The sequence below is a fragment of the Streptomyces sp. NBC_01808 genome, from assembly GCF_035917395.1.
Classification (GTDB): Bacteria; Actinomycetota; Actinomycetes; order Streptomycetales; family Streptomycetaceae; genus Streptomyces.
The window spans coordinates 5,637,988-5,658,419 of record NZ_CP109072.1 but is presented as its reverse complement, the minus strand read 5'-3'; the positions used below and the strand labels follow the sequence as shown (position 1 = coordinate 5,658,419).

20 protein-coding genes and 3 pseudogenes are annotated in these 20,432 nt (G+C 70.6%); 18 read left to right on the top strand and 5 right to left on the bottom strand.

Annotated elements, in window-relative coordinates:
• The first annotated feature begins 66 nt into the window (after window positions 1-66).
• Window positions 67-354 (top strand): metal-sensitive transcriptional regulator, encoded by a 288-nt coding sequence (locus OG946_RS25165; RefSeq protein ID WP_326798278.1) that lies wholly within the window; start codon window positions 67-69, stop codon window positions 352-354.
• Between the two features lie 18 nt (window positions 355-372).
• Here the strand turns inward: OG946_RS25165 and OG946_RS25160 are convergent.
• Together OG946_RS25160 and OG946_RS25155 are read right to left on the bottom strand one after the other, a co-directional pair.
• A pseudogene (locus OG946_RS25160) lies at window positions 373-963 on the bottom strand (TSUP family transporter); the annotation flags it as partial.
• Window positions 963-1,292, bottom strand: a pseudogene (locus OG946_RS25155) (MBL fold metallo-hydrolase); the annotation flags it as partial. The pseudogenes OG946_RS25155 and OG946_RS25160, both read right to left, overlap by 1 nt.
• A 184-nt stretch (window positions 1,293-1,476) precedes the next feature.
• Between OG946_RS25155 and OG946_RS25150 the strand changes: the two are divergent.
• Window positions 1,477-1,881 carry a DUF302 domain-containing protein gene (locus tag OG946_RS25150; RefSeq protein ID WP_326798277.1) on the top strand — a complete coding sequence of 135 codons (405 nt, stop codon included), beginning with the start codon at window positions 1,477-1,479 and terminating at the stop codon, window positions 1,879-1,881.
• On the opposite strand, the gene OG946_RS25145 is transcribed toward OG946_RS25150, so the two are convergent.
• Window positions 1,856-3,385 carry an SDR family oxidoreductase gene (locus OG946_RS25145; RefSeq protein WP_326798276.1) on the bottom strand — a complete coding sequence of 510 codons (1,530 nt, stop codon included), beginning with the start codon at window positions 3,383-3,385 and terminating at the stop codon, window positions 1,856-1,858. The genes OG946_RS25150 and OG946_RS25145 overlap by 26 nt on opposite strands.
• Window positions 3,386-3,884: 499 nt before the next feature.
• On the opposite strand from OG946_RS25145, the gene OG946_RS36205 reads away from it, so the two are divergent.
• From OG946_RS36205 to OG946_RS25110, 7 genes and pseudogenes are all read left to right on the top strand, one after another.
• Window positions 3,885-4,769 (top strand): IS982 family transposase, encoded by an 885-nt coding sequence (locus tag OG946_RS36205; RefSeq protein WP_326794281.1) that lies wholly within the window; start codon window positions 3,885-3,887, stop codon window positions 4,767-4,769.
• Window positions 4,770-4,882: 113 nt separating this feature from the next.
• Complete coding sequence (locus OG946_RS25135) at window positions 4,883-5,647, top strand: LysM peptidoglycan-binding domain-containing M23 family metallopeptidase (RefSeq protein ID WP_326798274.1); 765 nt, start codon at window positions 4,883-4,885, stop codon at window positions 5,645-5,647.
• Between the two features lie 269 nt (window positions 5,648-5,916).
• The gene (locus OG946_RS25130; protein ID WP_326798273.1) at window positions 5,917-6,045 is read left to right on the top strand and encodes a DUF6408 family protein; all 129 of its coding nucleotides are present in this window, start codon (window positions 5,917-5,919) and stop codon (window positions 6,043-6,045) included.
• Window positions 6,046-6,204: 159 nt separating this feature from the next.
• Window positions 6,205-8,268 carry a DUF2075 domain-containing protein gene (locus tag OG946_RS25125; protein ID WP_326798272.1) on the top strand — a complete coding sequence of 688 codons (2,064 nt, stop codon included), beginning with the start codon at window positions 6,205-6,207 and terminating at the stop codon, window positions 8,266-8,268.
• Between the two features lie 110 nt (window positions 8,269-8,378).
• Window positions 8,379-10,262: a DUF2075 domain-containing protein gene (locus OG946_RS25120; protein ID WP_326800362.1), complete on the top strand. Its 1,884-nt coding sequence runs from the start codon at window positions 8,379-8,381 to the stop codon at window positions 10,260-10,262.
• Window positions 10,263-10,376: 114 nt separating this feature from the next.
• A pseudogene (locus OG946_RS25115) lies at window positions 10,377-10,502 on the top strand (nuclear transport factor 2 family protein); the annotation flags it as partial.
• Window positions 10,503-10,591: 89 nt separating this feature from the next.
• On the top strand, window positions 10,592-10,756 hold the full coding sequence (locus OG946_RS25110; RefSeq protein ID WP_326798271.1) for a hypothetical protein: 165 nt from the start codon (window positions 10,592-10,594) through the stop codon (window positions 10,754-10,756).
• A 16-nt stretch (window positions 10,757-10,772) separates the two neighbouring features.
• Here OG946_RS25110 and OG946_RS25105 read toward each other — a convergent pair whose 3' ends face one another.
• On the bottom strand, window positions 10,773-11,204 hold the full coding sequence (locus tag OG946_RS25105; protein ID WP_326798270.1) for a DUF5959 family protein: 432 nt from the start codon (window positions 11,202-11,204) through the stop codon (window positions 10,773-10,775).
• Window positions 11,205-11,597: 393 nt separating this feature from the next.
• Between OG946_RS25105 and OG946_RS25100 the strand changes: the two genes are divergently transcribed.
• From OG946_RS25100 to pspAB, 6 genes are all read left to right on the top strand, one after another.
• Entirely contained in the window at window positions 11,598-13,106 is a 1,509-nt protein-coding gene (locus tag OG946_RS25100) for a DUF4246 domain-containing protein (protein WP_326798269.1), read from the top strand.
• A gap of 191 nt (window positions 13,107-13,297) precedes the next feature.
• The gene (locus OG946_RS25095; protein ID WP_326798268.1) at window positions 13,298-13,867 is read left to right on the top strand and encodes a hypothetical protein; all 570 of its coding nucleotides are present in this window, start codon (window positions 13,298-13,300) and stop codon (window positions 13,865-13,867) included.
• A gap of 337 nt (window positions 13,868-14,204) precedes the next feature.
• Window positions 14,205-14,981, top strand: coding sequence for a PspA/IM30 family protein (locus OG946_RS25090; RefSeq protein WP_326798267.1), 777 nt, complete (start codon window positions 14,205-14,207; stop codon window positions 14,979-14,981).
• Window positions 14,978-15,256 (top strand): PspA-associated protein PspAA, encoded by a 279-nt coding sequence (pspAA, locus tag OG946_RS25085; protein WP_326798266.1) that lies wholly within the window; start codon window positions 14,978-14,980, stop codon window positions 15,254-15,256. The genes OG946_RS25090 and pspAA overlap by 4 nt, the downstream gene beginning before the upstream one ends.
• A gap of 6 nt (window positions 15,257-15,262) precedes the next feature.
• Window positions 15,263-16,192 (top strand): zinc metalloprotease HtpX, encoded by a 930-nt coding sequence (gene htpX / locus OG946_RS25080; RefSeq protein WP_326798265.1) that lies wholly within the window; start codon window positions 15,263-15,265, stop codon window positions 16,190-16,192.
• 6 nt (window positions 16,193-16,198) lie between these two features.
• Window positions 16,199-16,777, top strand: a complete 579-nt coding sequence (gene pspAB / locus OG946_RS25075; RefSeq protein ID WP_326798264.1) for a PspA-associated protein PspAB — start codon at window positions 16,199-16,201, stop codon at window positions 16,775-16,777.
• Window positions 16,778-16,792: 15 nt separating this feature from the next.
• On the opposite strand, the gene OG946_RS25070 is transcribed toward pspAB, so the two are convergent.
• On the bottom strand, window positions 16,793-17,707 hold the full coding sequence (locus OG946_RS25070) for an NAD-dependent epimerase/dehydratase family protein (protein WP_326798263.1): 915 nt from the start codon (window positions 17,705-17,707) through the stop codon (window positions 16,793-16,795).
• A gap of 382 nt (window positions 17,708-18,089) precedes the next feature.
• On the opposite strand from OG946_RS25070, the gene OG946_RS25065 reads away from it, so the two are divergent.
• From OG946_RS25065 to OG946_RS25055, 3 genes are read left to right on the top strand one after another with little or no spacing between them, the layout of a single operon-like run.
• Complete coding sequence (locus OG946_RS25065) at window positions 18,090-18,392, top strand: urease subunit gamma (protein ID WP_326798262.1); 303 nt, start codon at window positions 18,090-18,092, stop codon at window positions 18,390-18,392.
• A 13-nt stretch (window positions 18,393-18,405) separates the two neighbouring features.
• Window positions 18,406-18,717, top strand: a complete 312-nt coding sequence (locus OG946_RS25060) for an urease subunit beta (RefSeq protein WP_326798261.1) — start codon at window positions 18,406-18,408, stop codon at window positions 18,715-18,717.
• Window positions 18,710-20,431 carry an urease subunit alpha gene (locus OG946_RS25055; protein WP_326798260.1) on the top strand — a complete coding sequence of 574 codons (1,722 nt, stop codon included), beginning with the start codon at window positions 18,710-18,712 and terminating at the stop codon, window positions 20,429-20,431. The genes OG946_RS25060 and OG946_RS25055 overlap by 8 nt, the downstream gene beginning before the upstream one ends.
• Window position 20,432: the final 1 nt, after the last annotated feature.

Sequence of the window (20,432 nt, the reverse complement as noted above, 5' to 3'; positions counted from 1 at the left end):
TGTTCGACGTCGTCCCTGGCCGGGACGTACGATACCCACAGGGGTATTTTTTTCCGAGGAGTGAGCGTGGAACTGGAGCTGGAGGGCGCGGACCTCAAGGCCGTGCTGAACCGCCTGCGCCGGGCCCAGGGCCAGATCTCCGGGGTGATCCGGATGATCGAGGAGGGGCGCGACTGCGAGGACGTCGTCACGCAACTCGCCGCGGCCTCGCGGGCGCTGGACCGGGCCGGGTTCGCGATCATCGCGACCGGGCTGCAGCAGTGCGTGACCGACATGGAGTCCGGCCGCAAGAGCGGGGAGGACCCCGAGGCGATGCGCGCCCGCCTGGAGAAGCTGTTCCTGTCGCTGGCGTGATCACTCCGCGCGGCCTGCTCACGTCACCGCGTCGATCAGCATGAACGCGGCCACCGCGAGCAGCGCGACGGCGAAGACCCGCCGCAGGGTGTCCCCGGAGACCCTGGCGGCGAGCCGCTTGCCGCCGGCCGCGGCGAGGGCCGCGGCACCGGTGAACGGGCCGACGACCGCCCAGTCGAGGTCCGCGACGGTGCCGGCGCGGGTGCCGAGCGCGGCGAGCGCGTTGACGGTGATGACGAGCAGGCTGGTGCCGACCGCCGCCCTCATCCGCATGCCGAGCACCCCGACCAGCGCCGGTACGGCGAGGAAACCGCCGCCGACGCCGACGAACCCCGTGACACCGCCGAGCCCGGCCCCGGCCGCGGCGGCCCGCCCGGGGCGTACCGCGGGGGTGGCCTCCTCACGCCGGCGACATCGCAGCATGCACACCGCCGCCGCCCCCGCGACCACGGCGAAGGCCGCGGTCAGCACCGCGCCGGGCACGTGGCCCGCGAGCGCCCCGCCGAGCATCGCGGGGCCGGCTCCGGCCGCCGCGAACAGCAGGCCCGTACGCCACCGCACGTGGCCCTCGCGGGCGTGGGCGGCGAGCGCCGCGGCCGAGGTGAGGGCGGGGTGGCCAGCGCCCGCAGCGCGAGGCGGCCGTCGATCTCCGTACGGTCCCCGTCGCGCACGGGTACGCGCCGGAAGGCGACGCGGGCGGCGGCGGGCACGAGGTACGCGGCCCCGGTGACCCGCGCCAGCTCCAGCCCCCCGGTGACGTAGTCGTTGTGCACGTGCGTCTCGACGACGTGCGAGATCCGCACCCCGCGCCGCGCGGCGGCGGCGATCACGCGGTCGATGTCGCGCGGCGGGTCGACGGCGACGGCGGTGTGCTCGCCGCCGGCGAGATAGCTGCGGTTGCCGAGCCCCGGCACCTCGATCGTGTCGACGAAGAACACGACGTACTCCCTTCCAGTGGCCAATTACCCCGGGGGGTATATCGGCGACCGTAGCACAATTACCCCGGGGGGTATTTTGGGAGGCAGGGGGAGCACCCCGGGAGACCGCCTGCCGAGACCGTGCGGGCGCCCGGACAGCGCCCCTCGCACCACGCGCCGACCATCAGAAGGGCAGCCGACCGCCATGCGCTACGACCGCACCGTGCACCTCGACACCGACTTCACCACCGCCGTCGCCCGCACCCGCGAGGCCCTCGCGGCGCAGGGCTTCGGCATCCTCACCGAGATCGACGTCACCGCCACCCTGAAGGCCAAGCTCGACCACGACATGGAGGACTACGTCATCCTCGGCGCCTGCAACCCGCCCCTCGCCCGCCGCGCCCTGGACGCCGACCGCTCGATCGGCCTGCTGCTCCCCTGCAACGTCGTCGTCCGCCGCGACGGCGACCGCACCGCCGTACAGGCCCTCGACCCCGGCACGATGGTCACCCTCACCGGACTCGACGCACTGCGCCCGGTCGCCGAGGAGGCGACCGAACGCCTCGACGCGGCGCTCGCCGCAGTCACCGCGGCCGGGGAGAAGGACTGACGCCCGCGTCCTTGGCGGCGGCCCGGGTGATGTTGCGTGCCATGCCGCCGAAGACGACGTGGTGGAAGGGGAACACCGACCACCAGTAGGCGTGCCCGAGGAGGCCGCGGGGGTGGAACAGGGCGCGCTGCCGGTATCTCGTACGGCCCGCGGCATCCTGCTCGGCGTACATCTCCAGCCAGGCCAGCCCCGGCATCCGCATCTCCGCGCGGAGCCGCAGCAGGCGCCCGGGCTCGATCTCCTCCACGCGCCAGAAGTCCAGCGAGTCGCCGGCCCGCAAGCGCCCGGCGTCGCGCCGCCCGCGGCGCAGGCCGACGCCGCCGGCGAACCGGTCGAGCCAGCCCCTGACCGCCCAGGCGAGCGGGAAGGAGTACCAGCCGTTGTCACCGCCGATGCCCTCGATCACCTTCCAGAGCACGTCGGGGGGTACGTCGACGGAGAGCTGCCGTTCGTCCTCGTAGAGGCTGCCGCCCGCCCAGTCCGGGTCGGTGGGCAGCGGGTCGCTGGGCGCACCGGGCACGGCGGCGGACGACCACCGGGTGGCGACCCGCGCCTCGCCCACCCGGCGCAGAGCCAGGGCCAGCGCCTCGCCGAAGGGCAGCGGGCGCCCGGGCAGGTCGGGCACGTAGCGGGCGATGTCGTGCTCGCGGCAGACCACCTCGTGGCGCAGCGACTCCGTGAGGGGCCGGGCGATGGCGGCGGGAACGGGGGTGACGAGCCCGATCCAGTGGCTGGACAGCCCGGGGGTGAGGACCGGCACGGGCAGGATGAGCCGCTTGCGCAGCCCCGCCGTGGCGGCGTACTCGCGCATCATCTCCCGGTACGTCAGGACGTCGGGGCCGCCGATGTCGAAGGCCCGGTCGACGTCCGGCGGCATGGCGGCGGAGCCGACGAGGTAGCGGAGCACGTCGCGGACGCCGATGGGCTGGGTGCGCGTGTCCACCCACCGGGGAGTGACCATGACGGGCAACCGCTCGGTCAGATAGCGCAGCATCTCGAACGAAGCCGACCCCGAACCGATCACGACCGCGGCGCGCAGCACGGTGGCGGGCACGGCCCCGTCCAGAAAGATCCGCCCGACCTCGGCCCGGGACCGCAGGTGCGGGGACAGGGACGCCTCGGGCACCCCCCGCGGCGTAAGGCCGCCCAGGTACACGATCCGCCGCACCCCGGCGGCATCCGCCTGCCGGGCGAAAACGCGGGCCGCCCGCCGGTCGGTCTCCTCGAACCCGCCACCGGAGCCGAGGGCGTGCACCAGGTAGTACGCGACATCCATCCCGCGCAGGGCGGCCCCCACGGACTCCTCGTCCGTGACGTCCCCGCGCACGACCTCGACGTCCCCGGCCCAGGGGTGATCACGGAGCTTGCCGGGCGTACGGGCCAGGCAACGCACCCGGCACCCGGCCTCCAGCAGCTCCGGCACGAGCCGCCCGCCGATATACCCGGACGCCCCGGTGACCAGGCAATTCAGCGGCACGGGCGCAGGCTGGCCATCGGTGTCCATGTTCGGTTCCTCCGGACGGGCGGTCGTCACCGCGCAGCGGGCTCCACACGACTCCATGATCACGTCGGCGGGGCCACCGCGCGCGGCGACGTGACCCCGAACATCGATCCGGGCAGTCGACGCATCACCGCTCGCCGCGCCCTTTGTCAGGGGGCGGGGGGCAAATCAGCGCTTGCCCGGGTCTGACGGCTGCACGACGTCAACTCACCACGACGCGGAGTCAATTATTCCGCGGGAATCCGTGACGGCCTTGCCGTCGAACACATGATCCCCCTAGCGTGGCTGCCCGTTCGAAAGGCGAACACCCGCTGCGCGCCGGACCGCCGAATCCTGCCCCCGGCGCCGCGGTACCTGCCGATCAGCTCGCACCGCCGGGCAGGAGCGGGGGACCCACGGGTCCGGCCCCCGCCGGACCGCGCCGTCCCTGCGACGGCTAGATGAATGAGTCCGATGTTTGTGCTGGTCGCGACCATCGCGAAGGGCGCCCGTTGGCTCGTGTGTGACTACCAGCCTGGACGCCCTTCTGGCGGCACTGTACGTGTTCATCGACGACCACGTGGCGCCTCGTCGCCGGATCGGGCGACCCCCGAAACTGACGGATGCCGAACTGCTGTGCCTGGCCGTCGCGCAGGTACTGCTCGGCTTCCCCTCGGCCCGGCACTGGATCCGCTTCGCCCACGCCCGGCTCGGGCACCTCTTCCGCTATCTGCCCCAGCAGTCGGCCTACAACAAAAGGCTCAACGCGGCGGGTCCGCTGATCAGCCAGGTGATCGAGGCCCTGGCCAAGCAGGTGCCGACCTGGCAGGACGACCTGCGGCTGATCGACTCCACGCCTCTGCCCTGCGCAGCCTCCCGCGAGACGGTCAAACGCTCCGCACTGGCCGGGCACGCCGGATACGGCTACTGCCGCAGCCACTCCCGCTTCTTCTGGGGGTTCCGGCTCTACCTGCTCACCACCGCCGAAGGCATGCCGGTGTCCTGGTGCCTGGCAAACCCCAAGCTCGGCGAACGCGAAGTGATGACCGCGCTGCTGGAACGCGACCACCACCTCGTCCGCAGCGGGCAGGTGATCCTCGCCGACAAGGGCTTCGCCGGGCGCGAGTTCGAGGCGTTCCTCACCGAACGGCTGGGCATCCACCTGGTGCGGCCGGACCGCAAGGACGAACCCGCCCGGCACGGCCGACTGGCCCGTGTCCGCCAGTGGATCGAGGCGGTGTTCGACACCCTCAAAGGTCAGCTCAGCCTGGAACACCATGGCGGCAGAACCCCCGCCGGGGTCTTCGCCCGCACCGGCCAACGCCTCCTCGCCCTGGCCGCCGGCATCTGGCACAACTGGACCACCGACGCCAAGATCAAACGATCTCTGATCGACTACGACCACTGAGAACATCGGACTCATTCATCTAGGGGTGAGGCCCGCCGAAGCCGGCGGCCGGGCAACTCCAGCCCGAACCCGACAGCTCACCTCGCAGGCGTCCGGAGAAAGAGGCCCGTACGATGTCATCCCCTCACGGCCGCCACCGCGCGGCGCGCCGCCCCGGCAGCGCCCGCAAACTCGCCACCCGCGCCTCGGCGGCGGGCGCCACCCTCGCGCTGCCGGTCATCGGCGCGTCGACCGCCTTCGCCGAAGAGGACACCACCTACACCGTCAGCTCCGGCGACACCCTCTCCGTCATCGCGGCGGAGCAGGAGGTCGACGGCGGCTGGAAGACGCTGTACGAGAACAACAGATCCGTCATCGGCGAGGACCCGAACCTGATCGCCCCCGGCATGGAACTCTCCCTGGACGGCCCCGCCGACGGCACGGGCACCAACGCCGACAACGCCTCCTACGGCACCGCCACCGCGGCGGCCGAGCCAACGGCCGTCATGCCCGTCGACGGCAGCACCCCGACGGCGGGCTACGAGGCGTCGGGCGCGAACTGGCAGAACGGCCACACCGGCCAGGACTGGTCCGTCCCCGTAGGCACGACGGTCAAGGCCGCGGCGAAGGGCACCGTCGTCGAAGCGGGCTGGGACGACTCCTTCGGCTACCAGATCGTCATCAGACACGGCGACGGGGACTACACCCACTACGCCCACCTCTCGCAGACAGACGTCTCCACGGGCGACGCGGTCGGCATGGGAGACCGCATCGCCCAGTCCGGCGCCACGGGCAACGTCACGGGCCCGCACCTGCACTTCGAGGTCCGCACGACACCGGAATACGGATCGGCGAAGGACCCGATCACCTGGCTGGCAAACCACGGCGTCACGACCTGACACCACCCGGGACGCCAGACGCCCCAGCCGGGTTATCGCGGGCAGGGCGAGAACCTGCGCCGCTGCTTCGTCACCCGGTCGCAGGAGAAACTCATTACTCCGCGTGCTCGGACGTGCGCTACGGTTACCCCGCACCACGCGTCCTCCCGGAGGACGTACGCGAGGTGGCCCGCGGGGACGCTGGCCCTTCGGTCTGGTGGTACGGCAACACGGTGCGCTCCCGGCGGGAGCCATCCGGCGCCGCCACCCCTACCGAAGGAGCGCTTCCGATGGCTGCCGTCAAGTGCACGTCCGAGCACCGGAACTGGGTCCGTGAAGTCCTCATCGGCATCACGGTGGGCCTTGGCTCCAACCTGCTCTGGCTGCTGGCGCGGGCCGTGGTGCACAGCCTCGGCTGAGCCGGGGCGGTGGGCGGGCCTCCAGGGGCCCGCCCTCACCTCGCCGCCCGCTAGTCTACGAACCGTCATTGCGGCCCGACGGGCTTCCGCTCCGCTCCGGCGGAGTCACGAAGGACATGCCCCCACCCGCACGAGTCACCTCGTGCCTGGGGAACCTTCGTGCTCCTGCAACTGTCCGCGGCCGAACTGGGCCGGCTCATCGCCGTCGAGGGCGAGTCGGGACACAATCTGCTCACCGAGAAGCTGCAGGCCAAGTACGAGGACATCAAGGGCCGACGAGCAGATCGCAGCAACGTCGCGTCATGGAACAACAGCATCCCGGTGGTGGTCAGGTCCCTGCTCGGCAAAGGACTCGACGGAGTGGAAGTGCAGGTCGAAGTCGACCTACCGCACACCAGCTCCGCGGTCGACCTGGTCCTGTGTGGCCGGCGTCCCGGTACCGGAGAAGACTCCTACCTGGCCGTCGAGCTGAAGCAGGTACGGCATGCCTCCGTCGATCCCGACTGCCCGATCGCCGTGGACCTCGGTTTCGGGGACGGCAAGAACAAGCTGCATCCGGTGCGGCAGATACAGCGCTACTGCGAGTACATGAAGCGCTATATCCAGCATCTTCAGCAGAGCGAAGATCCGTTGACGGGCGTGGCGTTCCTCCACAACGCCCGGGACGAGCACGTGGAAGCGTTGTTCGCCCTGCCCGAGTCCGACCACGGCTGGCTCTACACGCTTGACGACTTGGACCGGTTCGAACGCATCCTGACCTCGAAGTTCACCGCGTCCTCGGGCAAACGCGCCGCAGCGGCGCTGGCAGAGGGCCGCTTGAACCCGCTGCGGAAAGTCACTGATGTGGCACGGCAGCGGTCCGTCACCGGTGGCGGTCTCACACTCCTCGACGAGCAGTACCTCGCGTTCGACCTCATCACCCGGCAATTGGAGAGGGCCGCCCCCTTGGCCCGCGTGGGCCTCGAACTGTTCTACGACACCGAAGCCGCCCACACCCCCACCCCCGCCCCCACTTCAGGCGGCAAGCACGTGTACATCCTGCGCGGCGGCCCTGGAAGCGGAAAGAGCGCCGTCGCGCTGGAACTGCAGCGGGAACTCGGGCTCAAGGGTCGTGAAGCGGTACTCGCCAGCGGATCCCATGCGTACACGGAGACACTGCGCGAGATCATGATCGGGTCGGCGCGCCGCGGGCAAATCGGGGACAAAGGCAAGGCAGCCCGCAAGCTCTACCAGTACTTCAACAGCTTCACCGACACCCCGCCGGACAGTGTCGAAGTCCTGATTTGCGACGAGGCGCACCGTATGCGGCGCAACTCGACCGACCGCTGGACTCCAAAGGAAATCCGGGACGACGACCGGCCGCAAGCCGTCGAGCTGTTCAGGGCAGCCAAGGTGCCGATCTTTCTGCTCGACGACCATCAGTCGATCCGTCCGGACGAGGTCGGCACAGCCGAGTACCTCAGCGAACTCGCGAGGGCCCAGGGGTACACGGTCAGCGTGGAAGACCTGGAGGGCACGTTCAGGGCGGGTGGCAGCAAGCGGTACCAGCGCTGGGTCCAGCAGTTCCTGGGCCTGGGCACCGTCTCGGATCCGGTCACGTGGCGGCCGGACGGGCGGATGACGCTCACGGTCGCCGACTCTCCCGAGCAGATGGAGCAGTTCATTCGGGAACGTGGCGGCGAAGGAGCCACGGCGCGCATGACCGCGGGATTCTGCTGGCCGTGGAGCAATCCGAACGGCGAAGAACTCGTCGCCGACGTACAGATCGACGAGTGGCACCGGCCATGGAATGTGAAGCCGCAGCACGAGGTGCCGAACGCCCCGAAGTCGGATCTGTGGTCCACCGACCCCCGCGGCATCGGCCAGATCGGCTGCGTCTACACGGCCCAGACCTTCGAGTACGACTGGAACGGCGTCATTATCGGCCCCGACCTGCTCTTCCGCAACGGCAGGTTCCGGGTGGAACGCACCGCCTCCTGCGATCCGGGCTTCCGCCGCGAGGTCGATGACGAGATCGTCCAGCGGTGCATCCGGAACGCTTACCACGTGCTCCTCACCCGAGGGGTGGTGGGCACGGTGCTCTACGCGGTCGACAAGGACACCCACAACGCGCTGCGGACACTGGTCCCGGGCACCATCGGGCTGCAGGAGGTCGACGGCGCCCAGAAGCTCACCGCGGAGGGACCTCAGCTACCACGCGCCTACCGCGAACGGCGCGGGTAACCTTGTTCCCGTCGTAGCTGCGGCCCGCCGGGCTTCCGCTCCGCTCCGTCGGAGTCACACAGGACATGCCCCCACCCGCACGAGTTCTTTCGTGCTGCCTGGGGGATCCCTTGCTGTTCCGCGACTCCGCCGCCGCCGTGGGCGCCCTGTGTTTGTCCCGCGCGCTCTTCCTCCACATGACAGAGCAGTTCGTGCACGTCCACGGTCACAAGCCGAGTTCGTCCGAGGCCCGTTCGTGGGAACGGAGCATCCCCGTGCTCGCGAGCGCGCTCAACGACGCGGGGCTCGGGCAGGTGGAGATGATCCTCGAGTACGGGCTCCCGCTGAACAGCAAGCGCGCCGACGTCGTCCTGGCCGGCGTGCACCCCAGGACCGGCCAGCCGTCGTACGTCGTCGTGGAACTGAAGCAGTGGAGCAGCGCCGAACCGGACGACGACGATCCGTCGCTGTGCCGCGTAGACGCCTATACCCGGGCTGTGTTGAACCCGGTCGACCAGGTGCGCGGCTACTGCGAGTACCTCATCTCCTTCAACGGAGCGCTGGCCAAGCACCCGGACCGCGTCAGCGGCGCCGCGTATCTCCACAACGCCACCGAGTTCGGCGTCAGCGGGCTCTTCGAAACCCGTCAGAACCAGTACGGCCAGCTCTTCATCGGTGCACGTCGCGGGGAGTTCGTCGAATTCCTGCGTACGAAGCTGGGAACGGACTCCGGCGTCTCGGCCGCGGACGAACTGGTCAACGCCAAGGTCGGCCCGTCCAGGCAACTGATGACGGTCGCCGCCGAAGAGGTCCGCGAGCGCGAGCAGTTCGTTCTGCTGGACGAGCAACAGGTCGCCTACCGGCAGGTGCTCAATGCCGTACGCCGCGCGAAGGACTCCGACCACAAGGAAGTCGTCGTCGTCACCGGCGGGCCCGGCACCGGTAAGAGCGTCATCGCCCTGTCGCTCCTGGGTGAGCTGTACCGGCAGGGCACCACGGCCCTGCACGCGACCGGCTCCAAGTCCTTCACGCGCACGATGAGGAAGGTCGCGGGTGCCAGGAGGCCTGCGATCCAGGATCTCTTCAAGTACTTCAACAGCTTCATGACCGCCGGGCGGAACAGCCTCGACGTACTGATCTGCGACGAGGCCCACCGCATTCGGGAGACTTCGGCCAACCGTTTCACGCGGGCGTCGAACCGCACGGGCAAGCCCCAGATCGAGGAGTTGATCGACGCGGCACGGGTCCCCGTCTTCCTGCTGGACGAGCACCAGGTCGTACGCCCCGGCGAGATGGGCACGGTGTCCGACATCAAGGCGGCAGCGGCGAAGAAGGGACTCCACTGTGTGGTGGTTCCGCTGGAAGGCCAGTTCCGGTGCGGTGGTAGCGACGCGTATCTCCGCTGGGTGGTGCGGCTGCTGGGACTGGAGCCCGGCGGCCCGGTGAGCTGGGAGCCCGACGGCAGGATGGAGTTGCTGGTCGCGGAGAGCCCGCAGGAGATGGAAGCGTTCCTCGACGGCCGCCGCTCACAGGGCTATAGCGCGCGCATGTCGGCCGGGTACTGCTGGAAGTGGACGAAGGCAGCGCCGGACCGGCAGGTACTCCCCCCGGACGTGGTCATCGGGGACTGGCAACGGCCCTGGAACGTCTCCGGCGACCGGGCCATCTCAGGCGCACCGCCGTCAGCCCTCTGGGCAACAGACCCGGCCGGTTTCGGGCAAGTGGGCTGCGTGTACACGGCACAGGGCTTCGAGTACGACTGGAGCGGCGTCATCATCGGCCCGGACCTGGTCTGGCGCGGCGACCGCTGGGTCACCGACCGTACGGCGTCCAGGGACCCTGTCTTCAAGAGGTCGACGCCCGACGCGGATGTGGACCGGCTGATCCGCAACACCTACAAGGTGCTGCTGACGCGGGGGATGATCGGCACGGTGGTGTACTCGACCGACCCCGAAACGCGCGCGAAGCTGCGCGAGCTGGCAGGTTCGGCGACCGAAAGCCTCGCCGGCGTCTGACGCCGAGTGTTCCACACGCATCCCAACGCGGGCGGGCGGGCCTTCGCTCCCGGTAGATCTGCCATCAGCAGAAAGGGAGACCGCTCCAGCACAAGAGCCCGACATGCTGGGCTGATGCCGAACGACGATCACACCGAAAGCCTCCTCGCGGCCGAACGACGCCTTCAGGCCGCTCAGTTCGCCTCCGCCGTCGACGCACTGGACGAACTGCTCGACGAGGCGGGACGTTTCACCGGGCCCGATGGACGCCTCTACTCGAAGGACGACGACCTGGACACCCACCGAACCGGCCACCAGGTGCTGACCGGCCTCGAGGAAGGGACCTCCAGGTGTTCGCCACAGCGCACACCGGCGTCACCTGGTTCCTCGGAACACTGGAGGGCTCCCCCGGCGGGCAGGCGTTGCGTGCACGGATGCGCTACACCCGGACCTGGAGCCGCGACCGGGCAGCCTGGAAGATCATCGCGGCGCGCGCCACCTTCGTCACCGAATGAACCCCACGGCCCGGGTTCAGTCTTCTTCCAGGGGCCAGGTCTCCCAGACCGAGTCCAGGCGCCGGTACGCGTCGTCGAACCAGGCGTCGGCCAGGGGGACGGTGACCGTCACCGTCGTCAGGGAGTCGGAAGGGTCCTTGATCGTGACCTGGCACCGGTCGTCGTCCTCGTCGAGCTCGACGACCAGCCACGGATCCCGCGTTCCCTCGCGCCAGGCGATGTCCCGGCCCGCGTCGAGCGAGTCCAGAGCCTGCTGCCACTCCCCCAGATCCTCGGGGCCGACCCAGGTCTTGAGGGTGCCGCGGACGAACGGCGTATCGACCACGAACTCCCCGACCAGGACATCCCCCTCGTCAGGACGCTTCCGCTGCTCCTTCCCGTCGATCCGGAGAACGACGCTGTTCCCGTCCCCCTCCAGACGGATCAGGTCGATCGGACCCTCAGCCATGACAACCCCTCCCGGCTCGCACACGTCGCCGAAGACTAGCCGCCACCACTGACACGGCATCGGCTGAGGGCGCATCAGCCCGCGCAAGCCCCGGAGTTCGGCGACGTGTCGGCCGTGGGCCGCGCCCCGGCCCCGCCCCTCACGCCCTCCCACCGGCCCGACTACGTACGCCGCAAGGTGGCCCAGCAATCCCCCGCGCGGGCAAGGAACTTCTGAACCCCGAGGACACAGGCCGTGCACAGGCCGCCCCAAAGCGCCGCCGGGGCACGGGCTGAGGCGGCCCGGGGACGGCGTCCGGGTCCCCGACCTGGGGTGACGGGAGGGCGGGCCGGGGTGTCAGTGGGCTCCCGTATCCTTCCGGCCACCGCACATCGACCGGGAGGACCAAGAGAATTGAGTCGTCTTTCTGCTTTCCCGCTGCCCTTTCAGGCATCGCGTTCCCTCTCGTTCGCGAAGCCTCGCACCCTGCGGGAACTTGAGATGATGCAGTGCAGCGCCCATATTCGGGCGAAGCCGGAGTGGTTCGACAAGATGAACGACGCCGGCGTCGTCGCCAGGTGGACGCAAGAGGCGATCTCCCAGGGCCTTACCGGAGCGCAGGTCCGTTATGTGCTTGACGAGCTCGCGCATTACGCGGCGCTGCGCGACGGAAGCACCGGCGTGGAGGTTTCCGCCGTCGACGGGGTGTGGCAGTCGGACCGGCTGGTCGATGACGAGCTGCGGTCCCGGTTGCGGGAAGCGGTCCGGGTGCTGGAGGAGGTTCCGGAAGAGGAGCGGGACTGGCATCCCGGGTCCGACTGGCAGGTGCTGGATCTGGTTCATCCGTCCCTGTTCTGTCTGGTGAACGGCGTGAGCAGCGCGCCGGAGCGGGCGTGGCAGAATCCGACGGACCGCTGGTCGACGTACGAGTTCTCGGAGAAGTTCCAGTGGCTGCCCACCGACGTCGACGTCAGTGCCGACGGCGAGGTCAACTTCCGTTCGTACGTGAACAATGTCCACCCCGAGGCCCATCGCGAACTGGCCGCCGTCCTCCCCGACCTGTTCGCCCGCCTGCGGCCGCTGCTGGAGAACGTGCTCACCGACCTGCGCCATCCGCGCCCCCTGCGGATCGAGGCGGATCCGTACGGGTGGTACGACTCGGAGCCGGAGTATCCGGACGAGGCGGACCACAGTGACAAGGCGGCCCACGAGGAGGCCGTACGTGCCTGGGAGCAGGCCCAGGACGACTGGTGGGAGAACCGCAGCCCGGTCATCCCGGACGCGCCGGCCTTCACCGCGCCCGAGCCGCCGGACGACTCCGCCCGCGTCGACCTGCGCGGCCGGCGGCTCCAGGTCATAGTCAAGCTGGCCACGATCCATCTCACCCCGGACAGGCCCGAGTACGCCGGGGGGTCGTGGCACGTCGAGGGGATGGTGAACGAGCGGATCGTCTCGACCGGCATCTACTACTGGGACAGCGAGAACATCACCGAAAGCCGGCTGAGCTTCCGGGCGGCCCTCGACGACCCGAGCTACGAGCAGAACGACGACAACGGTGTGCGGGAGGTCTACGGCCTGGAGAACGAGGACGCGCTGAACCAGGTCCTCGGCTCCGCAGCCACCCCGGCGGGCCGCTGCCTGGCCTTCCCGAACATCCTCCAGCACCGCGTCGGCGAGTTCCGCCTCGCGGACCCCACCCGCCCGGGATACCGCAAGATCCTCGTGTTCTTCCTGGTCGACCCGTCGAAGAACATCGTCTCGACGTCCGATGTGCCGCCGCAGCAGCCCTGGGCCGACACGTCGACCATGACGCTGGAGGAGGCCAAGGGCTACCGCGAACAGCTCATGCGCGAACGCAAGTTCTTCGTCGACGAACACAACGAGCAGCTCTACGAGCGGGAGTTCTCCCTCTGCGAGCACTGAGGCCGGCTCGGCGGGCCGGGCGCGATCGGTGGGTGAAGCCCGCCCAGCCCGCCAGGTCCTCCGGGCACCGTCGGTGGTGTGTCCGCGCGGCCCCTTGTGGTCCTGGCCGGTATTGCTCCGGCTGCGCCGGAACCGTTCTGCCGTGGGTTGCGTGACCTCCTTGTGTTGCCGGCTGATGCTGAGGGGGACCCATGAGGGCACGGACGATGGTGAGCGTGGCGTTGGCGGGGTGTGTGGCCCTGGTGGCGTGCGCGTGTGGTCCGGACAAGGCGAAGGACGACTCGGACGCGAAGGCCCCGGGGGCGTCGGAGGCATCCGCGTCCACGGAGGTCGAGAAGCCTTCGGCCGCCCCGTCCCCGTCCGCACCGAGCGAGAAGCCGTCCGCCTTGCCGGCCGGTGACCAGCCCGCGCCCAAGACGAAGGAGGGCGCGATCGAGCGGTACGAGGTGTATCTCCACGCCGTGGGCCGTGAGGACGTCGACACCGTCTGCGAGGTCGCCGGGCCCGCCGCCGAGAAGGGGGAAGCCGAGGGAGTCGGCCCGTGCACGACGGCGTTCCTCGCCATGTTCCAGATGATCTCGCCGGAGCAGAAGGAGGCCCTGAAGACCGCCACCGTCGACCCGCAGGGCGTCGCCGTGCTCGCCCCCGACAAGGTCGAGATTCCGGCCGAGGCGATCAGGGCCTCCGTCACCTTCACCGACAGCGACCTCGGCAGGCGCACCATGGGGTACCTCAAGGACGAGTGGTTCATCACCGACTGAGCCCGTCCCCGTGGCGTACGGAGCCGCCCGCCCGACGGCTCCGTACGCCACGGGGGGGCCAGGCGGCACGCCTTTCTCCAGACGCCACCGTCACTCTGCGTAGCATCCCTGCCGCCCGGGGCGAAGCCCGGCGGCCGGCCGGATGCCCTGGTCGGCCCCGGTACGCGCCCGCCCGCGGCGGGTGAAGATGCCGGACCGCGCAGGTGCGGCACAATGGAAGTGCCATGGTCGGGGTTGTGGCCCCACGCGGCAGGCTCTACCGCGCGCGTATGCGCAATCGCCCGGCCTGTCTCTCGCGCGTCATGCGGAGTCGAGAGGCGAGAGGAGGGCGGTCGTCATGACCAGTATCACCAAGCGTATCGGCGCCCTGTTCCGGATCAAGGCGAACAAGGCGCTCGACCGGGCCGAGGACCCGCGCGAAGTCCTGGACTACTCGTACCAGCAGCAGTTGGAGATGCTGCAGAAGGTACGGCGCGGTCTGGCCGATGTCGCCACCAGCCGCAAGCGCATCGAGCTGCAGGCGGACGAGTTGCGGCAGTCCACGGGCAAGCTGGAGGGCCAGGCACAGCAGGCGCTCGCGGTCGGCCGGGAGGATCTGGCCCGCGAGGCGCTCACCCGCCGTACCGCCGCGGCCTCGCAGATCGCCGATCTGCAGGATCAGCAGACCTCGCTGCAGGCGGAGGAGGAGAAGCTGACCCTGGCCTCGCAGCGCCTCCAGGCGAAGGTGGACTCGTTCCGTACCCGCAAGGAGACGATCAAGGCCACCTACACCGCGGCCGAGGCCCAGACCCGGATCACCGAGGCCGTCAGCGGCGTCGGTGAGGAGATGGGCGACGTCGGCCTCGCCGTGCAGCGGGCCGAGGACAAGACCGAGCAGATGCAGGCGCGCGCGGGTGCGCTGGACGAGCTGATCGCTTCCGGGGCACTGGAGGACGCCACGCTGCCGGGCGGCCGGGACGACATCGAGACCGAGCTCGAGCGCGTGGGTGCGGATCAGGACGTGGAGATCGAGCTGGCCCGGATGAAGGCGCAGTTGCCCGCCGGTTCCGGCCCGGAGGCGCAGGGAGGTCCCGGCGCCGCCGAGGGCGGCTCGGACGAGGAGGCGACGTCATGATCATCCGGATTCTCGGCGAGGGCCAGTACGAGGTCGCCGACCAGCACCTGGACCGGCTCAACCACCTGGACACCGCCCTCCAGTCGGCCGCGGACGCGGGTGACGAGGGAGCGTTCGGCACCGCTCTGTCCTCGCTTCTGGACGTCGTACGCAGCCTGGGCCGGCCGCTGCCGGACGAGGAGATCACGCCGTCCGACCTGGTACTGCCCGACGAGGGCACCAGCCTCACGCAGGTGGGGCAACTGCTTTCCGACGATGGTCTGATCCCGGGGTGAGAACTGATGCGCAGCCGCTTTGAGCCCGACCGGCGACTGACCACCCGCATGGTGGTCACGATGTTCCTGCTCGGGCTGGTGTACGTGGCCTTCGTCGCCGCGCTGATCGCACTGCTCAAGTCCGTCGTGCTGGTGGTGGTCATCGCCGCCGGGGTGCTGGCGGTGCAGTACTGGTTCTCGGACCGGATCGCCCTGTACGCGATGCACGGCAGATTCGTCACGCCCGAGGAAGAACCCCAGTTGCACGGCATCATCGACCGGCTGTGCGCCACCGCGGACATGCCCAAGCCGCGGGTGGCCGTCTCCGGGATGGACCTGCCGAACGCCTTCGCCACCGGCCGCAACGCCAACCACGCCGTCGTCTGCGTCACCAGGGGACTGCAGCGCCGCCTGACGACCGAGGAGCTCGAAGGCGTCCTCGCCCACGAGCTGTCCCACATCGCGCACCGCGACGTGGCGGTGATCACCATCGCCTCGTTCCTGGGCGTGATCGCGGGACTCGTCGTCCGCTTCGCCTTCTACTCCCAGCTCTTCGGCGGACGCTCGCGCGACCAGAACACCGTCGTCATCCTCGCCGCGGTGATGGCGGTCTCGGCAGTCGTCTACGCGGTCAGTTTCGTGCTCATCCGCGCCCTCTCGCGCTACCGCGAGCTCGCGGCCGACCGCGCCGGGGCCATGCTGACCGCCAAGCCCTCCGCGCTGGCGTCGGCCCTCACGAAGATCAGCGGGGACATCGCCCGTATCCCCACCCAGGATCTGCGCACCTCGCAGGCGTTCAACGCGTTCTTCTTCACCCCCGCCATCCGCCCCGGCACCGCGATGGCCAACCTGTTCTCCACCCACCCCTCCCTGGAGCGCCGTCTGGAGGCCCTCGCGGGGATCTCCGCCCAGCTGGGCGAACCGGGCGGCGGCGGGGACGCCGAGGGAAGGAGCTGAGACCTCGTGGGCTTCCTGGATTCCCTGTTCGGCCGGTCCAAGCCGGTCAAGCCCGACCTCGACCAGCTCTTCGGGCTCCCCTCCGCGGCGATCACGCTCCAGGCGGCCGTCGGCTTCACCCCGACCGGTGCGGGCTCGGTGTGCTTCGCCTCCATCGAGGGCGGGGCCTTCGCGCAGGTCCAGCAGGAGGTACGGGCCCTGCTGGACGCCGACTCCGAACGGGCCGGCGCGCCGGTGGAGTTCAGCCGCGACGACTACGGGTATTCATGGCTGCTCTCCCGCCGTACTCCGGACGACCTGCCCGCGCTGGTGGGCGACCTGCACGCGGTGAACTCGGCGCTGGAGGACAGCGGCTTCGGGCCGCAGCTCCTCTGCTCCCTGGTCACCTTCCACGACGCCGAGCAGCGCTCCATGGCGCTGGTCTACCTCTACAAGCGCGGCACCTTCTACCCCTTCGCCCCGATGCCCGGCGAGAAACGCGACAACCCACTGGAACTCCAGGTCAAGGCGGTGGTCAAGGACGACCTGCGCGTCGAGGAGGACCTGACCCGCTGGTTCCCGCTGTGGGGCGCGCCCGGCCTGTGAGGTCCACCGCGGCGCTCAGCCGGCCGTGATCATCTCCTGGAGCACGTCGTCGAGCGGGGTGGGGTGGAGGTCGAACGTCTCCTCGATACGGGAGGAGTCCAGGACGAACGGCTGCTGGAACTGGTACTGCATCTCCGGCAGTTCCCGCGCCACCGGCGAGAACAGCCCGCCGGCGCGGAGCAGCCAGCCCGGCATGGCGCGCAGCCGCGGCTCGCGTACCTCCGCCAGCCGGGCCAGGCCGGCGGCCAGTTCGCGTACGGAGACGGGCGGAGGCGTGGGCGCGTGCCAGACGCGGCCCCAGGCCCGCTCGTCCTGCGCGACCGTCACCAGCGCCCGGGCGGCGTCGCGGGTGGCCGTCCAACTGTGCGGGGCGTCCAGGTCGGCGGGCACCAGCGCGGGCTTGCCGGCCAGCACCTTGGGCGCGACGGTGACGGTGATGACGGAGTACGCCCCGGCGCCGATGAAGTCCGAGGCCCGTACCGTCGTCAGGCGCACCCGGCCGGCCTCGTGCGCGGCGTCGGCCTGCCGCCAGACCTCGGCCCGGACGCGGCCCTTGACGCTGGCGGGGGCCAGGGGCAGGTCCTCGGTCATGGGGCCTTCGACCGGCCCGTAGGCGTAGAGGTTGTCGAGCATGACGTAGTCGGCGCCGGTGCGTTCCGCCGCGGTGAGCAGCCCTTCGGCCAGCGGCGGGAGGGCCGTGGGCCAGGTGTGGTACGGCGGGGCGGCGCAGTTGAACAGGGTGGCGGCACCCCGGGCGACCTCCGAGAGCCGGTCGGCGTCGGCGGCGTCGGCGGCCACGCGCTCGATCGACGGGTGCTCGGGCCCCCCGCCGCCGCGGGTGACGAGGCGGACGCGGTGGCCGGCGTCGGCGAGCAGACGTGCGGTGGCCACGCCGGTGCCACCGGCACCGACCACGACGGCGAGAGACATGCGCTTCTCCAGGGCTCCGGACGGGCTCGGTGCAGGGCGCGGCAACCCGGACGCACGGCACGGGCCGGTTGCCGAACACCTGGAGATTCAGACTATGCCTGCGGCGGATCAGGCCGCGGTGGACCCCGCACCGGGTCGGCGGTAGCTACACGGCATTGGTACCAGCCGGTGCGGCCGACCGACAGCCGGATATCCCATCCGGCTGGGCGAATTCGCGGCCGGTGTACTGGCAGCCAGCACCGCGCCCTCAGGTGCCCCCGTCGGCGGCGACGGCCCGACGCCGTCCGCGTAACGCGCCTGAAAAACGTGTGCGCTAACGTGTCCGGGCTCCGGGCCGGGACGGCGCTCGGAGGGACCGGAGCCGGAAGGGCGGGTGGGACGCGTGCGACTGACTCCCCGGGAGCAGGAGCGGCTGCTCATCCACGTGGCCGCGGACGTGGCCGAGAAACGCCGGGCCCGCGGGCTACGGCTCAATCACCCGGAGGCGGTCGCGCTCATCACTTCCCACGTGCTCGAAGGCGCCCGCGACGGCCGCAGCGTCGCCGACCTGATGGCCTCCGGTCGCAAGGTGCTCACTCGCGACGACGTCATGGACGGCATCCCGGAGATGCTGCACGACGTACAGGTGGAGGCGACCTTTCCGGACGGGACCAAGCTCGTCACCGTCCACGACCCCATCGCCTGAGGGGAGACCGGCCGTGATCCCAGGAGAGATCCGCTACGGTGACGGGGCCGTCCGCCTGCACGAGGGCGCGGACGTCATCCGGCTCACCGTGCTCAACGCCGCCGACCGGCCCGTCCAGGTCGGCTCCCACTACCACTTCGCCGAGGCCAATCCGGGCCTGGAGTTCGACCGCGCCGCCGCCCGCGGCAGGCGCCTCGGCGTCGCCGCGGGGACCGCCGTGCGCTTCGAGCCCGGCGTGCCCGTGGAGGTCGAGCTGATCCCGCTCGCCGGCCGGCGCGTGGTGCCGGGGCTACGCGGCGAGACGGGCGGAGCGCTCGATGGCTGAGCTGTCCCGCGCCGCGTACGCCGACCTCTTCGGGCCGACCACCGGCGACCGCATCCGGCTCGCCGACACCGACCTGCTGATCGAGATCGAGGAAGACCGCGCCGGCGGCCCGGGGCGCGCGGGCGACGAGGCGGTCTTCGGCGGCGGCAAGGTCATCCGCGAGTCCATGGGCGTCTCCCGCGCCACCCGCGCCGACGGTACGCCGGACACGGTGATCACCGGCGCCGTCGTCCTCGACCACTGGGGCGTCGTCAAGGCCGACGTCGGCATCCGCGACGGGCGCGTCACCGCGCTCGGTAAGGCCGGCAACCCCGACACCATGGACGGCGTGCACCCCGAGCTGGTCATCGGCCCGGAGACCGAGATCGTCGCGGGCAACGGCAAGATCCTCACCGCGGGCGCCGTCGACGCCCACGTCCACTTCATCTGTCCCCAGCTCGCCGACGAGGCGCTCGCCTCCGGCGTCACCACCCTCATCGGCGGCGGTACGGGCCCCGCCGAGGGCAGCAAGGCCACCACCGTCACCCCGGGGCCGTGGCACCTCCGCCGGATGCTGGAGGCCATGGACGGCGTCCCCGTCAACGTCGGCCTGCTCGGCAAGGGCAGCACCGTCTCCAGCGAGGCGCTGCTCAGCCAGCTCCGCGGCGGCGCCCTCGGCTTCAAGATCCACGAGGACTGGGGCGCCACCCCCGCCGTCATCGACGCCTGCCTCGCCGTCTGCGAAGAGACCGGCGCGCAGCTCGCGCTCCACAGCGACACTCTCAACGAGGCCGGCTTCGTCGACGACACCCTCGCCGCCCTCGCCGGCCGTACCGTCCACGCCTACCACGCCGAGGGCGCCGGCGGCGGCCACGCCCCCGACATCATGACCGTCGTCTCCGCACCCCACGTCCTGCCGAGTTCCACCAACCCGACCCGCCCGCACACCGTCAACACCGTCGAGGAGCACCTCGACATGCTGATGGTCTGCCACCACCTGAACCCCGCGGTGCCCGAGGACCTCGCCTTCGCCGAGTCCCGCATCCGGCCCTCGACCATCGCCGCGGAGGACGTCCTGCACGACCTCGGCGCCATCTCCGTCATCTCCTCCGACTCCCAGGCCATGGGCCGCATCGGCGAAGTCGTGCTGCGCACCTGGCAGACCGCGCACGTGATGAAGAAGAGGCGCGGCGCGCTGCCCGGCGACGGGCGCGCCGACAACCTGCGGGCGCGCAGGTACGTCGCGAAGTACACGGTCAACCCCGCCGTCGCCAACGGCGTCGACCACGAGATCGGCTCCGTCGAGCCCGGCAAGCTCGCCGACCTCGTCCTGTGGGACCCGGCGTTCTTCGGCGTCAAGCCGCAACTGGTGATCAAGGGCGGCCAGATCGCGTACGCGCAGATGGGCGACGCCAACGCCTCCATCCCCACCCCGCAGCCGGTCCTGCCGCGCCCCATGTACGGCGCCGCCGGCCGCGCCCCGTACGCCAACTCCGTCTCCTTCGTCTCCCCCCTCGCGCTGGACGACTGCCTCGGCGACCGCCTCGGGCTGGGCAAGGCACTCGTCGCGGCCCGCTCCACGCGGTCGCTGACCAAGGCGGACATGAGGCTGAACGACGCGACCCCGGACGTACGTGTCGACGCCGACAGCTTCACGGTGACCATCGACGGCGACGTGGTCGAGCCCGCCCCGGCGGCGGAGCTGCCCATGGCCCAGCGCTACTTCCTGTTCTGAG